The organism is Cytobacillus sp. FSL K6-0129, assembly GCF_038007625.1.
GTDB classification, from domain to species: Bacteria; Bacillota; Bacilli; order Bacillales; family Cytobacillaceae; genus Cytobacillus; species Cytobacillus kochii.
In genome coordinates, this window is the sequence record NZ_JBBOXM010000001.1 from 496248 (window position 1) to 514224 (window position 17977).

Sequence of the window (17977 nt, forward strand, 5' to 3'; positions counted from 1 at the left end):
AAGGTGAAAATATGTTTACGAGTGACGACCTTAAACCAATGTTAGAACCAAACGCAGTAGCTATTATAGGAGCTAGTGGAGACAAAACGAAAATCAGCTATAAACCAATAGCGAATTTAAAAGAGGTAGGCTATCAAGGTGAAGTTTATCTTGTAAATCCAAAATATGAAGAGATATTAGGTTTTCCATGCTATCAGAAGATAGAAGAACTACCTGAATATATTGACTTAGCATTGATTTGTGTAGCTGCTAAAAGTGTATTATCTATTATTAAACAATTACATGCGAAGAAGGTAAAAAGTATTTTGATTTTTAGTTCTGGATTTACAGAAATAGGTGGAGAAGGAGCGAAGTTAGAGGAAGAGATAAGGGAGTATTCAAAAGGAAACCATTTGCCGATTTGCGGTCCAAATTCTCTCGGGTTATTTAACTTAAATAAGCAGATGATTGCTTCCTTTTCCAGTTTAAAAGCATGTGATGCTGCAGCGATTGCATTTGTTACACAAAGCGGAGCAATGGGTTCTTTAACTCATACATTAGCAACTGAAATGGGTATCGGATTTCAAGCTTTTGTATCTAGCGGAAATGAAAGCACGGTTGATTTCTTTGAGTATATTGATTATTTTGCTAAAAGTCCTGACATAAAAGTCATTGGTGGATATTTAGAGGGAGCAAGAAATATAACTAAAATGAATCGTGCAATAAAGGCTAGTCATGAAAATAATAAACCAATAGTATTAATGAAAGTTGGTACGTCAGTTATCGGGGCGGATGCGGCTAGTTCGCATACTGCATCATTAGCAGGTAATGCGAAGATTTATCAATCTTATTTTGCTGCAAACAATGTGGTTCTTGTTGATGATGAGGAAGAATTAATTGATACATTATCACTGTTTCATTATGCTAAAAATATCTCTAAAGACGGAGGGGCGGTTATCGTCACACAATCAGGTGGTGCAGGCATAATGATGGCTGACCAATGTGAACGTAAAGGAATGAAACTTGCCACTTTAAAAGCAGAAACGAAAGAGAGATTATCACAAACTCTTCCAGCTTTTGCTTCTATTAAAAACCCAGTTGATATGACGGCACAAGTGAATCAAAATCCTCAACAAATACTTGATACTCTATCTGTGCTAGTTGAAGCAATTGAAGTGCAAACCATCGTGCTTTATATTCAAATGACGGATCATTTATTTACACCTATTATCGACAAACTCAGTAAGTTGATTAAACAAGCTAATAAGCCCGTTGTTGTTTGTTGGTCTGGAATACAGGAAGAAACAAAAAAGGCAGTCTTTAAGGAAAAAAGTATTCCTTGGATTCCTACACCAACACGGACCATTAATGCCCTAGCACATGTCGTAAATTACTATACGGCAGAAAAGCAAGCTTACGATCAAACGAGAAAAGAAATTCGTAAGCAGACACCCATGATCGTAAATGAAAAACTAAATGAATGGGAAGGAAAGCAACTATTACAATCGATTGGTATAAAAGTGCCTAAAGGTTCTTTTGTTCGTAATCAAGAAGGTCTGCATGAGCATAGTCTTCCTTTTCCTCTTGTCTTAAAAGGAGTTTCGAAGGAGATCACTCATAAATCAGACTATCAGTTGGTTCAAACAAACATCAACAGTCAACAAGAGTTACTGCAATTTTATGAAGGGATGATTAATAGGATAAAGCATCATCATATCGAACATCTTATCGAAGGGATGATGATTGAAGAAATGGCAGATGAGGGAATTGAGGTGATTATTGGAGCAATTAACGACCCTACATTTGGACCGACAATCATGTTTGGTATCGGTGGGGTATTTACGGAAGTGCTTGAGGATGTTGTTTTCTTGCCTGCACCAATTACAGAGAGCCAAGCGTTACAAATGATTGCTTCTATTAAGGCATTTCCACTTCTAAATGGAGTGAGGGGAAAACCTAAGTCAGATATAAAAGCATTGGCATTAACGATACAAACTTTATCCGAATTTTGTTTATCTCATCAAGGGGAATGGAGAGAAATGGAATTTAATCCGATCCTTGTCCATAAAGAAGGTAATGGTGTTACCGCGGTTGACGCCGTCATTGTTGGGAAAAAACAAGCAGAGATATATAGTTGATTCACTTACCCTTATTAATGAGACAAAGTGCAGAGACCTCATTAATAAGGGGGTTTATATACTTAAATCAAATAGGGCTTCTGTTCAGTTACAAACGATAAAAACTTCTGTATTCCTCCAGCAATTACGGTATCTTGATGGTAAACAAGGTGAGAGTGACGATACAAATGCAGGTTATCACTTATTGGAATGATTTGGAGCTTACCATTTTCAATCTCTTCTTGTACCGAAATACTTGGCAAGAAAGAAATCCCGAGATTGATCTCGATCATTTTTTTCGTTGCATTGATGTCGTTAAGCTCCATTCCTGTTTTCATATGGAAACCATAGGAAAAAAGCTTTTGTTCAATTTGTGCCCAGTAGTTTGACTCTTTCCCATAAACAATGAAGGTTTCATCAGCTAAGTCACTTAAATGAGGACTTGGAATATTTGTTAAACGATTGCTAGCTGAGGCAACGAGTACAATGGGATCTTGTCCAATATGATGGCTGACTAAATCTTCTTCTATAAACTCTTTTTGAGCGGAACGTGCAATGGCGAAATGCACTTCACGATGATAAAGCATATCGATCATTTTAGGTGTAAAAGCGGTATGTAGTATGATTTCAATTGTAGGATAGGAAATATGAAAGCTTTCTAAAATTTTTGGTAAGATCCAGTAACAAAATGAATCGGAAGTCACTAGAGAGAGGGAACCTTTATACCCTTCTTTATATTGAGTGAGTGATTTTTCGGCTTCTTTTACTAATGAAAGAATTTGTGTGGAATAGGGATAAAGAATCTTTCCGGCATCTGTTAAGTTACCTAATGATTTATTTTTACGATTGAATAATTGCAGCCCTAATTGGTCTTCTAAAGATTTGATTTGAGAGCTAACTGTTGGTTGTGAGATACATAGTTCCTCAGCAGCTTTAGAAAAGTTATTATGTTTATATACTGATAGAAATACTTCTAATTGTTTAATATCCATTCTATTAACGCTCCTCACATGTTTTCCTGCTCCCACTATTTTACCATATAGATATCAGATAATTTATATCATTCAAAAAAACAATCTTTATTTCATTGACAAAAAAATTTTTTGTATATAAAATTACTGAAAAAAGGATAATGAAGGGGTAGAAAAGATGGATGAGCATGTAAAGAAGGCGAAAAGAAAATATAATGTACCTGCAGTTGACAGTGCATTTAAAATCCTTACATTATTGAGTCGAAAAAAGTTTAGTAAAAGTAACTTAACTGAAATTGCAAATGCCTTATCATTAACCCCAACCACATGTTACCGCATACTGCAAAAGTTAGAAGAGCTATCCGTTGTACGTTATGATCAAAGCTCTAAAAGATATAGTCTTGGCCCCTATTTAGTTGTTTTAGGAGAAAGAGCGAAAGAGAATATTCTAGATTTATCTGTTATAATGCCGTACTTGGAAAGATTAACAGAAGAAACTGGATTAACGAGTTTCCTAGTCAATCGAATTGGTGAGAAAAAATCGACCATTATTGCTAAGGTAGAAGCAGAACAATTTGGTATAAATGTATCAGTAGGTAGACATTTCTCAATTGTAGATGGGGCTTATGGTAAGTGTTTGTTAGCTAACCTAAGGCGAGAAGAAGCAAAACGTTTAATTGATTATAATGATGGTCTTCGTCCTTTAACGGAAAAAGAAATGAAAGAATTATTAGCAGAGTTAGAAATGATAAAAATAAAGGGATTTGCCATTTCACATGGAGAATATATTGATGGTTTAATTGGCATTGCTGCACCAATTTTTAATAATACAAATACAGTGGAGATGTCCATTTCTTTAGTCGGCTTAACCAGTCAGTTGCAAGGAGCGGAAGCGGAAAGAATTGGTGAACTAATAAAGGGAATTGCGAATGAAATTACAAATAAATTAGGCGGAGAACGCCCATTAGTCTAATTAGAAAAGACATTATTATTCAATCAGAAAATAGGGAGTAATAATGTCTTTTTTGCTGAGAATAATCGAATATAGATAAATAATCTTAATTTTCTAATTTTTTATTGACAAAAAATTTTTTAATATATAAAATCTTAATTAATATCATATTTTTGAAATGGAGGTAGTTTCATGGATTTAAAGAATAAAGTAGCGATAGTTACTGGCGCTGGGAAGGGAATCGGTAGAGAGATTAGTCTTTTATTAGCTCAACATGGCGCCCAAATAGTCGTTGGTGACTTGAATGTAGAGGCATGTGAATCTGTCGTGAATGAAATTGAAAAGGTTGGATCAAGGGGATTAGCAGTTAAAGTAGATGTTGCCAAAAAAGAAAGTGTTGACGAGCTTTTCTCTAAGACAATTAGTCATTTTGGTGATATAGATGTGCTTGTTAATAATGCAGGAATTACACGTGATGCAATGCTTCATAAAATGACAGAAGAGCAATTTGACCAAGTGATTCAAGTACATATGAAAGGGACATTCTTATGTATGCAAGCTGCTGCACTTCATATGAGAAAACAAGAAAAGGGAAAGATTGTTAATATCTCATCCATTGCCGGTAAGGTTGGTAATATGGGGCAAGTGAATTATGCTGGCGCTAAGGCTGGAATTGTTGGCATGACGAAAGCTGCAGCAAAAGAATTAGCTAAATTCCAGGTCAATGTGAACGCCATTCAACCTGGTTTTATTGAAACAGATATGACCAAAGCCATTCCTGACAAGTTAAAGGAGTTGAAACTAGCAGAAATACCGATGCAGAAAGTAGGTCAACCGCTTGATATCGCTAAAGCTGTCGTTTTCTTAAGCTCTAATTATGCTGACTATATCACTGGGAACGTAATTGAAGTAACTGGTGGCAGATATATGTAAGCGATTGCAAAATATGAAAAATATATCGATTCATTTTTAATCTCTCTTCTAAAATCTACAAAATGATCTAACAACATCCTCAACCAAGATACATCCTGAAATACTCGCTGTTAACTTCTTTGTAAAAGACCAAACCCAATAAAAAATATATTTCTACCAATCTATTAGGTATTACTGCTTTCATAAGGATTTCTACAAATAAATGCATATGGAGGGTTATCATGTCAATTAAAAACGCTGCTGCCATTGTCGGAGTAGGTGATATTGAGCTTGAGGAAGGAAAAGTAAAAGACGGTTTATCTGTCTTGCAAATTCAAGCAATCGCAGCAAAACGAGCACTAGATGATGCAGGTTTAACAAAGTCTGATGTAGATGGTCTGTTTGTTGCTGGTCTATGGGGAGTACCTGGTGTTGGTACATTTCCTTCTGTTGTAATGGGGGAATATTTAGGGATTGAGCCGAACTATACAGATTCTACACAGATAGGCGGTTCTTCATTTGAAGCTCATATTGGCCATGCTGCAGCTGCCATTCAAGCAGGGCTTTGTGAAGTAGCATTAATTTTATATGGAAGTACACAGAAGTCAGAGAGGTCGCGATCTTTAGCAGGAAGACCACCTACGTTTACTGCACAATATGAAACACCTTTTGGCTTACCTTCACCAGCTGGTGCTTACGCGATGGCGGCACATCGTCATATGCATCAATACGGAACAACGAATGAAGACCTAGCAGAAATAGCAGTGGCAACAAGAAAGTGGGCTCAATTAAATCCATATGCGACAAAAAGGGATACGATATCCATTGAGGATGTGCTGCAATCGCCAATGATTACTGATCCTCTTCATATACTAGATTGCTGTCTTGTAACAGATGGAGCAGGGGCAGTAGTGCTTGTATCACCCGAACGGGCGAAGGATTGTCGGAAAAAACCGGTCTGGATCCTTGGCCAAGGTGAGGCACATAGTCATTGGTCTATTCAAGCGATGCCTGACTTAACCATGACATCTGCTGCGCAATCAGGTAAACGAGCGTTTGAGATGGCTGGAGTTGGCCATGATGACATTGATTTCGTTGAAATCTATGACTCTTTCACGATTACGGTGTTGCTCACATTAGAATCTTTAGGCTTTTGTAAACGTGGTGAAGGTGGCGATTTTGTGAAAAATCAACGTACAGCTCCAGGCGGTGATTTTCCGATGAATACGAACGGCGGGGGCCTTTCATATGCACATCCAGGTATGTACGGGATTTTTTTAATTATTGAAGCGGTTAGGCAACTAAGAGGTGAGTGTGGAGAGAGACAAGTGAAAGAAGCAAAAATAGGACTTGTAAATGGAACAGGGGGAACACTTTCCTCAACATCAGTCGTCATTTTAGGGAGGGACTAAACAGATGGATAAGATAATGAAGCCATTACCAATTATTGATAATGATTCGAAGTTTTTTTGGGAAGGGTGTGAGAAAGGAAAATTATTCATACAACAATGTCAAAGTTGCTCTTTGCATATCTTTTACCCACGTATTCTATGTCCTCACTGTGGAGAGGAAAACGTTACTTGGGTAGAAGCAAGCGGAGAGGGGACGATTTATTCTTATACAATTGCGCGAAGGGCTGGTGGACCTGCGTTTAAAGAAGATTTGCCGTATTGTGTTGCCCTCATCGATCTAAAAGAAGGGGTTAGGATGATGACGAACATTATTGATACGGATATGGAAGCAATTCATTGCGATCAACAAGTAAAAGTCGTCTTTCAAAAAGTCGGAGAGATGACGCTACCCATGTTTACGCCTGTATAACTTTGTTTTCATTGGCCATATCTGGATGGGAGGTTATTACATGAATAAAGGGAATAAAATGCTTCCATTAGTACTGCTGCTATTACTATGTTTTCTTTTAGCTGGATGTAACTCTGCTCCTCAAGCTTCGTTGCTCGCAGATGAATCGGGCCTAGCTGAGCAAATGACGTGGAGTGTATATGATGTAGGCTCTGGTGGTTATGCAGAAATGTCGGCTATTGCGAATGTGTTGACAGAAAAATATGATACAAAGGTGAGAATGCTTCCATCTGCAAGTGGTGTTGGAAGAATGGTGCCTTTAAGGCGTGAAATTGCTTCTGTAGGTAAAGTTGGAGATGAAATTCAACTGGCATTCGAAGGAAAGGAAGAATTCACTTCAAAAAAATGGGGACCGCAAAATGTTCGAGCTTATTGGGCACCCATTAGTCAATTCGGATTTGCTGTAAGAGAAAACTCAGATATACAAACTCTCAAAGATCTAAGGGGAAAGAAAATTCCAATAATAGCTGGAAACACTTCCGTCAATTTAAAAAATGAAGCAATGCTTGCTTTCGCCGGCTTAACTTGGAATGATGTGGAGCCAGTAAAAATCACTTCCTATTCAGGACAAGGAGAAGCACTTATCCAAGGGCAAATTGATGTTGCCGGTATTAATCCGACTGCATCTACAATGTTTGAAGCCCATAGTAAAGGTGGGATTCGTTGGTTAGAAATGGATAAAGATGACAACGGGGGATGGGCAAGAGTAGAGGAAGTGGCTGCGTGGTTATTTCCTATTAATACAAAACAAGGAGCAGGTATGGAAACAGGTATGGATGTTATGGGACATGGCTATTTAATTGGTGGATACGCAGATCAAAGTGAAGAGGCAATCTATCAGTTTATTAAATCGTTAAATGATTCTTTCCATTTATATGGCGATGCCCTACCTAATTTAGCTCTATATAGTAAGGATGAAGTCTTAACAGAGCCAAAAGGGATTCCGTTTCATGAGGGCACAATTCGTTTCTTTAAAGAAGAAGGCTTATGGAGTGAAGAAAAACAACAAAAAAATGATCAATTAATAGAACGGTACGAAGCGTTAAATGAAGTATGGGAAAAAACGGTTGCCTTCGCTGAAAAAGAAGAATTAACAGATGAGGAATTTGAAGCGCTCTGGTTACGGGAACGGGAATCTGTAAATTAAAAATGAGAGAATCATAACCATCCATTCTGATAAATGTGAGGTGAGGTTAGTCTATGGTGCAATCACGTTTAAACACTTTTTGGAAAACGATTATTATTAGCTCCACTTTAATAGGCATTTTCTTATCTGTAAACATGTTATTCTATCTTGAATTATTTGGCATAAATCCGATTCAAAATGCTTACATGATTTTATTATTAGCCTGTTTTCTCCCTTGTGCCTATCTTATGTTTCCCGCAAAGAAAACGGATCTTTCGATTAAATGGTATGATATCGCCTGTTTTTTATTATCCATGATCATTGCTATAGCCATTGGTTTGAATGGTGAACGAATTATTATTGAGGGATGGGATTGGGAGGCTCCAGTTTTACCGACAATTGCAAGTATTCTTCTATGGGGGTTAATTATTGAAGCTTTAAGAAGAACAGCTGGTCTTGTTTTAGCGATGATCTGTCTAGTAATCTCACTGTATCCCCTTATTGCTGGAATTATACCGATAGAATTGCTCCAAGGACAGTCTTATGATTTTCTTACCTTAGCGAGAAATCACATCATGAGTTCTAATAGCGTGTTTGGTATTGCTTATACAACGATTGGGAATTTATTACTAGGATTTTTAGTATTTGGTGTAGTCATTACGAAAACTGGTGGTGGTGACTTTTTCTTCAACCTCGCTCTTTCTATCTTTGGCAGAACGAGGGGTGGCTCTGCGAAGGTTGCCGTTGTAGGGAGTGCATTTTTTGGCATGTTGAGTGGTAGTGCCGTTTCAAATGCAGTGACAATAGGTGCAATGACCATACCGGCAATGAAGAAAACAGGCTATAAACCCCATTATGCAGCAGCTATTGAAGCGACAGCGTCTACAGGTGGTACCATTACGCCACCGATTATGGGTTCGGCAGCCTTTATCATGGCCTCTTTTTTAGCGGTCCCTTATTATGAAATCGCTTTAGCAGCTGCAGTCCCAGCATTTCTTTATTATCTTGGCTTATTTATTCAAATTGATGGGTATGCTGCCAAAAATGGATTGAAAGGGATGGCTGCTAAGGAAATACCATCATTCTGGAAAACGTTAAAAGAGGGTTGGTATTATATTTTTTCAATCGTAGTCATGATTTTCTTCTTAGCAGTACTAAACTCAGAAGGGCAAGCCCCTTATTATGCAAGTGCTGTATTGTTACTCATTGCCATGATAAAGAAATCAACGAGGATGTCAGCTAAAGATCTAGCAAATATGGTCGTGAATATAGGAAAGGTCTTAACTGATATCGTTGTTATTATTGCTGGGGTAGGCTTTATTGTTGGTGCGTTGTCTGCTACAGGTGTATCGTTTTCATTTTCTCGTGAATTAGTGGCTGCTGCTGGAGATAATACTTTCTTAATCCTAATTGGTGGAGCACTTACCTGCTTTATTTTAGGGATGGGTATGACTGTATCCGCTGTATATGTATTTTTAGCAGTTATTATGGCACCGGCACTTGTTGCTGTTGGTGTGGATCCAATAGCAGCACATTTATACGTTGTTTATTGGGCAACTGTCTCCTATATTACGCCACCAGTAGCATTAGCTGCCTTTTCGACAGCAAGTATAGCAGGAGCAAGTCCGATGAAAACAGCTTTTCAATCTGTCCAGTTAGGATCCGTCAAGTTTATCGTTCCTTTCTTCATGATTTATAATCCTGCCATATTAATTGGTCGCGGAGATCCGTGGGATACGGTCCTTAGTATAGTTGTTGCCGTCATAGGAATTGCTTGCATTTCCTTTTCATTAGAAGGATATCTTGTGGGAGCTGGTACTTTAGCCATAGTAGAGCGAATCATTTTATTTATCGCAGGATTGATGATGTTTGTCCCAATGTGGCCGTTTATTATCGGTGGTATCGTGATTGCATTATGTCTTTATGTACTTAAATGGCGAAGAAAAAGAAGTAATTATAATCAAGGCAATGAACTGGAGGTATAACGAATGGATAAAAATGAAGCGATACAAAAATTTCTTCACCCAGAATCAATCGCCATTGTAGGCGTATCAAAAGATTTCACATCCATTAGTGGTAAACCGATCAAAAACCTTATTCAGCATCAATATAAAGGCAATATTTATCCTGTTAACCCTAAATATGAAGAAATTGGTGGTTATAAGTGTTACCCTTCTTTGGTTGATATTCCTGACTCCGTTGATGTCGCATTAATTGCTGTTTCAGCTAAAAGAATGTTATCTATCATCGATCAATGTAAACAAAAAGCGATTAGAAGTATCGTACTTTTTGGCTCAGGTTTTGCAGAAATAGGAGAAGAAGGTTCAAATCTACAGAATGAAGTGTTAGAAAAGGCTAAGGAAGCGAATATTCATATTCTTGGTCCCAACTGTGTCGGTTTATTAAATGTTCATTTATCACTACCAATGGGGTTTGCTACCTCGTTTGAAACAAATCGGCCCTTTATTTCTGGACCAGTCGGGTTTGCTTCTCAAAGTGGAGCGATTGGCTTTTCATTATTCGGGATGGCACAAGAAGAGAATATAGGATTTTCCTATGTCGTGAATACGGGAAATCAGATGGATATTACGACACTTGATGTCATGAATTATATGGTAAAGGATGAGCAGACATCAATCATTACTGGTTATTTAGAAAGTATTCCAGACGGGGAACAATTTATTCGATTAGCGAAAGCCGCAAAAGAAAAAGATAAACCACTCATCATGTTGAAGGCTGGAAGGTCAAAATTAGGACAGAAAGCGGCTTTATCGCATACAGCCTCAATGACTGGTTCTGACGAAACGTATCAAGCAATCGCCAAACAATATGGCATTATTACAGTGAATGATATTGATGACTTAATCACAACAGTCAAAGTCTTTTTAAATCAAAAAAGGGCAGCTGGAAATAGAGTGGTAACGATTTCTAATTCTGGAGCTGCAGGTATTGCAATGGCGGATTATAGTGAAGATTTGCAGCTTAATATGATTACGTTGACTGAAGAAACGAAGAGAAAAGTGGCAGATTTAATCCCTACTTACGGATCTGCAATGAATCCGATTGATGTGACTGCGCAAAGTTTAAAAGAACAACATATTCTAACCGATACATTGAAAGTATTATTAGAAGATACAACAATAGACAGCATTGTTTTTCAAACGACATTTGGAGGCGAATTAGGCTTTAATATTTGCAAAGCAATAGCGGAAATAGACGCGAAAACAGATAAACCGATACTCGTGACGATTACTGGCACAGATGAATTAACAGGAAAAGGAAGAAGGTATTTACAACAAAATAATATCCCAGTATATAAAACATCTTATGAAACGATGGTTGCACTAAGTTTACTAGTACAATATTCAACAAAGACTGTTAATGATGTTCAGGTAGCTGGTGAAAACATTTATCATACTGATGAAATAAAAGAACGAATTTGGACTGAAGTGAAGGTTAAACATTTATTAACAAACTTTGGCATCCGTACACCTAAAGGAGTACTCATCAATAAGGTAGATGAGATAGAGACTATGAAAGTAGACTGGGATATTCCTAAGGTGTGCAAAGTCATTTCTTCCGATATTCTTCATAAAACGGATGCAGGTGGTGTTATTGTTAATATACAGAATGAACAAGAATTAGCGGTAGCGGTTAAGGAGATAACAGAAAGTGTAAAGAAATATGATAAAGAAGCACAGATAGATGGCTTTCTTGTGGAAGAGATGGTTAAGCAAGAAGGTGTAGAATTTTTCATTGGCGTGAAAGAGGATCCTCAATTTGGTGCGATTATTGTCTGTGGGCTAGGAGGGATATTTATTGAAGTATTTAAAGATGTATCGCTAAGAAAAGCTCCAGTCAGTAAGGAAGACGCAATTGAGATGCTAATGGAATTAAAAGGTTATGCCGTTTTGCAAGGAGTTAGGGGAAAAGGCAGTCATGACATTCAGGCATTAGCTCGAGCGATAGAGAAGATATCACATTTTGCTGCTAATCAAAATGGTAGATTAAAAGAGATGGATATCAACCCTCTGATTGTGCTTGAAGAAGGAGAAGGTGTGCTTGCCCTAGATGGTGTCATCGTTTGGGATGAAAAAATTGATCATTTAATAGAATCCTTATGAATGGAGAAGTCTCTATTATGAAGAATGAATACTTACAATGGCTAGAAAAGGAGTTTAATACATCTCCTTATTGGCAGCTTCTTGGTATTACAATGGATGAATTGGAAGCAGGGAGAGCGCGCATTAAGATGTCAGTACAAAAACAACATTTAAACTCTAATGGTGTGGTTCATGGAGGCGCAACTGCCTCCTTATTGGATTCGGTTATAGGTGTCACTATTCGGTCAATGAAAGATGTTAAAGTTGCGACGATTTCATTAACAACTCAATTTCTCGCCCCTGTTAAAGAAGGGATCTTGTATGCAGAAGCGAAAATGATACATGAAGGAAGAAGAATCCAATATGTTGAGTCTATCCTTACTCAGGAAGATGGAAGTGTTGTTGCCAAAGCGCTAGGTACCTTTTCTATTAAACAGCGGATAAGTTAGGAGGTGGATTTATGGATGAGTCTATTAAAGTACCTCAACCGGAACCGATAAAAGGTGGCATGCCAGAACCGACAGAAATCAATTATTTCTTATCAGATCCCCATATTCATTTTTTATTATCACACTATGTAAATGATGATTATCAATTAGTTAAAGATAAGTTAATTGAGTTAGGGGATAGAGCAAATAATGAAATCGATCCGCTTTCGAGAGAGGCGGACAGACATCCACCAACATTAACAATGTATGATAAGCGTGGACAACGAATAAACGATGTTAATTATCATTCATCCTATTCACGTCTCGAGGAAATCGGTTATGAAGAATTCGGCTTGGTTGCCATGAGTCATCGTAGCGGTGTCATGGGGGCTGAAACGGCTTTTAATAAAGTGATGAAATACACTTTTTGGTATGTATTTGCTCAAGCTGAATTTGGTTTATGTTGTCCGATGAGTATGACAGACTCAGCGGCGAAGATTTTGGAGGATTATGGAAGTGTAAAACTAAAGAAAGAATACTTACCCCAATTAATTAGCACGAAGAGTGATAGAATGACGGCTGCTCAATTTATGACAGAAAAGCAAGGCGGCTCGGATGTGGGTGCCAATTCAGTCAGAGCAGAAGCTAATGGAGATTCATGGTTAATCACGGGGGATAAATGGTTTTGTTCAAATGTTAGTGCTGATGTAGCACTTGTATTAGCGAGACCAACAGGTGCAAAAGAAGGAACAAAAGGGTTGGCCATGTTCTTAGTACCAAGAATCTTGCCTAGTGGAGAAAGAAATCATTATACGATCTAAATTAAAAGATAAATTAGGGACAAAAGGAATGGCTTCAGGAGAAGTAACTTTTGAGCGGGCGACTGGTTACTTAGTTGGGGAACTTGATCATGGGTTTAAACAAATGATGTCAATGGTCAACGCTTCAAGGTTATCAAATAGTGTCCGTTCTACAGGTCTCATCAGGCGCTCTTATTTAGAAGCCTTATACACAACTAGAGGACGTATCGCATTTAAAAAACCATTAGCCAAACTTCCTCTCATGCAGAAACAATTATTTGAAATGATGCTAACATCGGAAGTGGCGACATCCATGTCACTATACACGGCACATACCTTTGATTTGACCGAAACTAAAAAGGATGAGAAAGCAAAAACGATGCTAAGATTGTTAACACCTTTGTTAAAAGGTGTAATATGCAAACAAGCAAGAGTGATTGCAGGTGAATCAATGGAAATGAGAGGCGGCAATGGATATATTGAAGAATGGGCAAATGCTAAACTTGTACGTGATGCACATTTAGGGTCAATATGGGAAGGTACGACGAATATTGTTGCGCTGGATGTTTTAAGAGCAATTACAAAAAATAAGGCAAATACTGTGTTAATACAAACAATGAAAACGATTTTAAATGAAGTGACGTTTGTTGATTTTACCCCATTGAGAAAGAAGTTATTAACTAATATGCATCTATTAGAGGAAGATCTTAATCTAATAGGGCAAGTTAGCCCTACAGAAGTAGAAATGGAAGCTATTTCTATCATGCATCGCATTTATTATTTATTAGCGAATTGCTTATTGTTGAAAGAAGCTGAAATTGAAACAAAGGAAACAAGCAGTTATAGAAAATATTTTAATGCTTGTTATTATTATCATCTGCATATCGAAAATAGTAAAAGTCGGTGTTTTCACCAAAGTGTATGGCAATGGGGAGAAGATGTTATCAATTGGGTGACTATCCCCAAATCAGCGATCTCTCATTTTAATGAGCAATTAAGTAAATAGAAAATTCTAAAAAATATTGCAATTGAAAATTGGATACAGTATCCTATAGATAACCATTTTTATAAGTAGGGTGAAGACGAACGACAACTTGTGAGAAAAAACGTGAAGCTTCGTTGTTACTCCTAGCAAACCATTAAAAACATCATTTAAAGGAACCTTTAAGGATTGAATGAATGTTACGATGCATTTCCACAAAGAACATCTACGAACATTTGGCGAAAAATGAGCAGGTATTCGTCTCCCACTTCTTTTAATGAATCATACTAAACCAACAAGAATATTAGGAGCAACTATGTCAATGATTGCGTATGGAATAAATGCTCATTTATAGCAAAAAAGGAGGATATAAATGAAAGTTGAGACATATGAAACGATTGACCTAAAAAAAACTCATCATAATCAAATTGCTATCTTACGTTTAAACCGTCCACAATCAATGAATGCATTGAACACCAAAATGGCGAGTGAAATCGTATCAAGTTTAGAAATCTTAAAATATGATCCAGATTTACGAGTCATTATTTTAACTGCAGAGGGGGATAAAAGCTTTTGTGTTGGAGCTGATTTAAAAGAGCGAAACGGAATGAGCCAAAGTGACTGGAAAAAACAACATGATATTTTTGAAAGAGTGACTGAATTAATTCGTGAGTTTCCTTTTCCTATTATTTGTGCTGTAAATGGTTATGCGCTAGGCGGTGGTATGGAGATTGCATTAAGCTGTGATATGCGCACGGCAAATGAAAACGCTTCATTCGGTTTACCTGAAGCGAAACTCGGTCTCATACCAGGGATAGGTGGTACACAAATGGCCATAAGAGTATTACCACTTGCAATAGCTAAAGAAATTTTATTTACAGGTAAAAGAATCAGTGCTACAGAAGCTGAGACATATGGACTCGTGAATAAAGTTTGTAGAGAAGAAAGCTTATTAGAAGAGACAATTAAGTTGGCATCAGAAATTGCAGAGAACGCGCCACTTTCATTAAAGGCATTAAAGAAAGTTGTTAATAAAGGAGCAGATTGCGATTTATCTACGGGAATCGCACTAGAATTAGAAGCATATTATCGTTGTGCTAATTCTAACGATCGTTTAGAAGGAATTTATGCTTTTAATGAAAAAAGAAAACCACAATGGCAAGGAAAATAAAGGAGGGTAAAAATGGCACAGACGAAAGTCAATACTGAACATGACATGATTAGAAAAAGTGTGAAAAGTTTATGTGAGAGATTTCCGGAAACGTATTGGCAAGAAACGGATGAAAGGGAAGAATATCCAACAAGTTTCGTTCAAGCCTTAACAGATGAGGGGTGGCTTTCAGTTCTTATTCCAGAACAATATGGCGGAGCTGGTTTGGGAATGACAGAAGCGAGTATTGTATTAGAAGAAATTAATCGCTCAGGCGGGAATGCTGGTGCTTGCCACGCACAGATGTATACAATGGGTGCAATATTAAGGCATGGTAGTGAAGAACAAAAACAGAGATTTCTCCCAAAAATCGCCAGTGGTGAAGCAAGACTCCAAGCATTTGGGATTACGGAACCTACAGCTGGCAGTGATACAACTAGTATTGAAACTTTTGCCCAAAAAGAGGGAGAAAAATATATAGTTAACGGACAAAAAATTTGGACATCTAGAGCTGAGCATTCTGATTTGATGCTACTTCTAGCAAGAACAACACCGAAAGAAACTGTAACGAAGAAAACAGATGGCTTAAGTTTATTCATACTAGATATGAAAGAACAACGCGATAAAATAACCATTCGTCCGATTGATACAATGATTAATCATGCAACAACAGAAGTATTCTTTGAAAATGCGGAAATTCCTGTAGAAAACTTAATTGGTGAAGAAGGTAAAGGGTTTAAATATGTTCTTAGTGGAATGAATGCGGAGAGAATATTAATTGCCTCAGAATCTGTTGGAGATGGTTTATACTTTATAGATCGCTCAGTACAGTATGCTAATGAACGTGTAGTATTCAATCGCCCTATTGGAAAGAATCAAGGTGTACAATTTCCAATTGCTAAGGCATTTATGGAAATAGAAGCTGCAAAGCTAATGAGAGATAGGGCGGCTGAATTATTTGATGAGGGAGTCAATTGCGGTGCAGAAGCAAATATGGCTAAATACCTTACTTCCGAAGCGACATGGAATGCTGGAAATGCGGCAATGGATACTTACGGTGGCTATGGTTTTGCCAAAGAATATAATATTGAACGTAAATTTAGAGAAGCGAGATTATTTAAGGTTGCCCCAATTGCCAATAATTTAGTATTAAGCTTTGTCGGACAGCATGTATTAGGATTACCAAGGTCTTATTAACTTGTACCATTTCTTTTACTACAGGGAGGGATAAGGATGACGGGACCTTTAGCAGGCATGAGAGTCGTTGATGTCACAACCAATATTTCTGGTCCAACTTTAACAATGATTCTAGCGGACTTAGGTGCAGAAATTATTAAAATTGAACGTCCGGGTACGGGAGATGACGCCAGAGGAATGGGGCCATTTATGAGTGGAGAAGGTGTATATTTTCTCCATATTAATCGAAATAAAGAGTCGGTTGTCATCGACCTTAAGAAACAAGATGGGAAACAAATCGTTTATGATCTTGTCGAATCGGCAGATGTATTCGTTGAGAACTTCCGACAGGGAAAAGCTGAGCAAATGGGATTAGGTTATGCTAAATTGAAAGCAATAAACAATCAAATCATCTATTGTTCATTATCAGCATATGGCCAAAGTGGGCCGCAAAAATTGCAACCGGGCTATGATGCTATTGCTCAAGCTGAAACAGGTATCATGGGTATCAATGGAGCCAAAGACGCTGAATTAGCGAGAGTACCTGTCTCTATTTTAGATCAAGGAAGTGCAATGTGGGGTGTGATTGGTATTCTATCTGCACTTTTGCATCGAAAGCATACAGGTGAAGGGCAATTTGTTTCTACTTCTTTATATGAAACCGGTTTATTTTGGAGTAGTTATCATATGCTTTCCTTTTTAGCGACAGGAGAAGAACCACAGAAAAACGGCTCTGGTCACACGGCATTTGCTCCTTATGGTGCTTACTTGGCAAGCGATACGTATATCATGATTGGCATTTCCAATCAATCGCTATTTGAAAGATTATGTCGGGTTTTAAATAGTATGGAGTGGCTATCAGATCAGCGATTTAGAGATAATAAAAATCGTGTGGAAAACCAATACATCTTAAAAGAAAAAATAGAACTGATACTTCAAAGGGAAACTGCTGATTATTGGGTGACGGAATTAAGCGCGGCAGGTATCCCAAGTTCCAAAGTGAAAAAAATATCTGAAGTCATTGACGCAAAACAGACAGAAGCCCTCGACATGTGGGAACAAGTAACACATGATACAATTGAAGATTTACGTCTCCCAAGACTACCTTTTCAGCTAAGTAAATCTACACCTAAGGTGAAAACGGCATCGCCAAAACTAGGGGAAAATACGGATTATGTCCTACAATCATTAGGCTATACGCAAGAAAGAATAGCAGAACTTTCATCCAGCCAAGTTATTGCACCTTATGAAAAAGAACTGAAAAACAGATAAAGCTTTTATGAGCTCTTCTATTAATGTGGTAAGACATTTATAGGAAGAGCGTTTCTCTTGGTTCAACTAACACGTAAAATAGAACAACTGTTTTTCATCTACAGTATCAAAAAAGTTGAAGAAAAGATGTGTTTAATGAATATTACATA

At 37.5% G+C, this 17977-nt stretch carries 15 protein-coding genes; 14 read left to right on the forward strand and 1 reads right to left on the reverse strand.

Annotated elements, in window-relative coordinates:
- The first annotated feature begins 11 nt into the window (after positions 1 to 11).
- Positions 12 to 2117: an acetate--CoA ligase family protein gene (locus MHI57_RS02480; RefSeq protein ID WP_340974774.1), complete on the forward strand. Its 2106-nt coding sequence runs from the start codon at positions 12 to 14 to the stop codon at positions 2115 to 2117.
- A 62-nt stretch (positions 2118 to 2179) separates the two neighbouring features.
- Here the strand turns inward: MHI57_RS02480 and MHI57_RS02485 are convergent, their stop codons facing one another.
- Positions 2180 to 3088 (reverse strand): LysR family transcriptional regulator, encoded by a 909-nt coding sequence (locus tag MHI57_RS02485; RefSeq protein ID WP_095373362.1) that lies wholly within the window; start codon positions 3086 to 3088, stop codon positions 2180 to 2182.
- Between the two features lie 157 nt (positions 3089 to 3245).
- On the opposite strand from MHI57_RS02485, the gene MHI57_RS02490 reads away from it, so the two are divergent.
- From MHI57_RS02490 to MHI57_RS02550, 13 genes are all read left to right on the forward strand, one after another.
- A complete protein-coding gene (locus MHI57_RS02490) occupies positions 3246 to 4040 on the forward strand; it encodes an IclR family transcriptional regulator (RefSeq protein ID WP_340974777.1) in 795 nt (264 codons plus the stop codon).
- Between the two features lie 171 nt (positions 4041 to 4211).
- Positions 4212 to 4952: a 3-oxoacyl-ACP reductase FabG gene (gene fabG, locus MHI57_RS02495; protein ID WP_340974779.1), complete on the forward strand. Its 741-nt coding sequence runs from the start codon at positions 4212 to 4214 to the stop codon at positions 4950 to 4952.
- 221 nt (positions 4953 to 5173) lie between these two features.
- Positions 5174 to 6343 carry an acetyl-CoA acetyltransferase gene (locus MHI57_RS02500; RefSeq protein ID WP_095373359.1) on the forward strand — a complete coding sequence of 390 codons (1170 nt, stop codon included), beginning with the start codon at positions 5174 to 5176 and terminating at the stop codon, positions 6341 to 6343.
- 4 nt (positions 6344 to 6347) lie between these two features.
- A complete protein-coding gene (locus MHI57_RS02505; RefSeq protein WP_095373358.1) occupies positions 6348 to 6752 on the forward strand; it encodes a Zn-ribbon domain-containing OB-fold protein in 405 nt (134 codons plus the stop codon).
- A gap of 40 nt (positions 6753 to 6792) precedes the next feature.
- Positions 6793 to 7938, forward strand: coding sequence for a TAXI family TRAP transporter solute-binding subunit (locus MHI57_RS02510; RefSeq protein ID WP_157733990.1), 1146 nt, complete (start codon positions 6793 to 6795; stop codon positions 7936 to 7938).
- A gap of 53 nt (positions 7939 to 7991) precedes the next feature.
- Positions 7992 to 9902, forward strand: coding sequence for a TRAP transporter permease (locus MHI57_RS02515; protein ID WP_095373356.1), 1911 nt, complete (start codon positions 7992 to 7994; stop codon positions 9900 to 9902).
- A gap of 3 nt (positions 9903 to 9905) precedes the next feature.
- Positions 9906 to 12041: an acetate--CoA ligase family protein gene (locus MHI57_RS02520; protein ID WP_340974783.1), complete on the forward strand. Its 2136-nt coding sequence runs from the start codon at positions 9906 to 9908 to the stop codon at positions 12039 to 12041.
- Between the two features lie 17 nt (positions 12042 to 12058).
- A complete protein-coding gene (locus tag MHI57_RS02525; RefSeq protein WP_180316969.1) occupies positions 12059 to 12469 on the forward strand; it encodes a PaaI family thioesterase in 411 nt (136 codons plus the stop codon).
- 11 nt (positions 12470 to 12480) lie between these two features.
- Positions 12481 to 13269, forward strand: coding sequence for an acyl-CoA dehydrogenase family protein (locus MHI57_RS02530; RefSeq protein WP_340974784.1), 789 nt, complete (start codon positions 12481 to 12483; stop codon positions 13267 to 13269).
- Positions 13241 to 14254 (forward strand): acyl-CoA dehydrogenase family protein, encoded by a 1014-nt coding sequence (locus MHI57_RS02535; RefSeq protein ID WP_340974786.1) that lies wholly within the window; start codon positions 13241 to 13243, stop codon positions 14252 to 14254. The genes MHI57_RS02530 and MHI57_RS02535 overlap by 29 nt, the downstream gene beginning before the upstream one ends.
- 349 nt (positions 14255 to 14603) lie before the next feature.
- On the forward strand, positions 14604 to 15401 hold the full coding sequence (locus MHI57_RS02540; protein ID WP_095373352.1) for an enoyl-CoA hydratase/isomerase family protein: 798 nt from the start codon (positions 14604 to 14606) through the stop codon (positions 15399 to 15401).
- A 12-nt stretch (positions 15402 to 15413) separates the two neighbouring features.
- A complete protein-coding gene (locus tag MHI57_RS02545) occupies positions 15414 to 16577 on the forward strand; it encodes an acyl-CoA dehydrogenase family protein (protein WP_233435257.1) in 1164 nt (387 codons plus the stop codon).
- A gap of 36 nt (positions 16578 to 16613) precedes the next feature.
- Positions 16614 to 17828, forward strand: a complete 1215-nt coding sequence (locus tag MHI57_RS02550; protein ID WP_095373351.1) for a CaiB/BaiF CoA transferase family protein — start codon at positions 16614 to 16616, stop codon at positions 17826 to 17828.
- The last annotated feature ends 149 nt before the right edge of the window (positions 17829 to 17977 follow it).

Excerpts from the sequence above, each read along its gene's own strand:
- MHI57_RS02550 (WP_095373351.1), top strand. The coding sequence starts at position 16,614 with ATGACGGGACCTTTAGCAGGCATGAGAGTCGTTGATGTCACAACCAAT.
- MHI57_RS02545 (WP_233435257.1), top strand. The coding sequence starts at position 15,414 with ATGGCACAGACGAAAGTCAATACTGAACATGACATGATTAGAAAAAGT.
- MHI57_RS02500 (WP_095373359.1), top strand. The coding sequence starts at position 5,174 with ATGTCAATTAAAAACGCTGCTGCCATTGTCGGAGTAGGTGATATTGAG.
- MHI57_RS02485 (WP_095373362.1), bottom strand. The coding sequence starts at position 3,088 with ATGGATATTAAACAATTAGAAGTATTTCTATCAGTATATAAACATAAT.
- MHI57_RS02515 (WP_095373356.1), top strand. The coding sequence starts at position 7,992 with ATGGTGCAATCACGTTTAAACACTTTTTGGAAAACGATTATTATTAGC.
- MHI57_RS02525 (WP_180316969.1), top strand. The coding sequence starts at position 12,059 with ATGAAGAATGAATACTTACAATGGCTAGAAAAGGAGTTTAATACATCT.
- MHI57_RS02530 (WP_340974784.1), top strand. The coding sequence starts at position 12,481 with ATGGATGAGTCTATTAAAGTACCTCAACCGGAACCGATAAAAGGTGGC.
- MHI57_RS02490 (WP_340974777.1), top strand. The coding sequence starts at position 3,246 with ATGGATGAGCATGTAAAGAAGGCGAAAAGAAAATATAATGTACCTGCA.
- MHI57_RS02505 (WP_095373358.1), top strand. The coding sequence starts at position 6,348 with ATGGATAAGATAATGAAGCCATTACCAATTATTGATAATGATTCGAAG.
- MHI57_RS02480 (WP_340974774.1), top strand. The coding sequence starts at position 12 with ATGTTTACGAGTGACGACCTTAAACCAATGTTAGAACCAAACGCAGTA.
- MHI57_RS02510 (WP_157733990.1), top strand. The coding sequence starts at position 6,793 with ATGAATAAAGGGAATAAAATGCTTCCATTAGTACTGCTGCTATTACTA.
- MHI57_RS02540 (WP_095373352.1), top strand. The coding sequence starts at position 14,604 with ATGAAAGTTGAGACATATGAAACGATTGACCTAAAAAAAACTCATCAT.
- MHI57_RS02520 (WP_340974783.1), top strand. The coding sequence starts at position 9,906 with ATGGATAAAAATGAAGCGATACAAAAATTTCTTCACCCAGAATCAATC.
- fabG (WP_340974779.1), top strand. The coding sequence starts at position 4,212 with ATGGATTTAAAGAATAAAGTAGCGATAGTTACTGGCGCTGGGAAGGGA.